Below are 272 nucleotides of genomic sequence, written 5' to 3'. Positions count from 1 at the left end.
ACCACAACGGCCGACCACCCTCACGCTCCCGCCCATAAGTAGCCAGCAACGCCTGCGCCTCGATCGGATCACCGAGCGTCGTACCCGTCCCATGACCCTCAACCGCATCCACATCCGCCACCGACAACCGCGCGTTAGCCAGCGCCTGCCGAATCACCCGCTCCTGCGACGGACCATTCGGCGCCGTGAGTTGGCTGCTCTTACCGTCCTGGTTGACCGCCGAGCCACGCACCACCGCCAGGACTCGGTGCCCCTTCGCCCGAGCGTCGGAG

1 protein-coding gene is annotated in these 272 nt (G+C 67.6%); it reads right to left on the bottom strand.

The window, feature by feature from the left end:
• A partial coding sequence (locus JK364_RS54850) for a hypothetical protein (protein ID WP_201858943.1) occupies positions 1-272 on the bottom strand: 272 nt, incomplete at both ends.

The sequence above is a fragment of the Streptomyces endocoffeicus genome (genome assembly GCF_016741935.1).
GTDB classification, from domain to species: Bacteria; Actinomycetota; Actinomycetes; order Streptomycetales; family Streptomycetaceae; genus Streptomyces; species Streptomyces endocoffeicus.
Note: the sequence above shows the minus strand (reverse complement) of the source record. Positions and strands in the feature narration are given on the sequence as shown.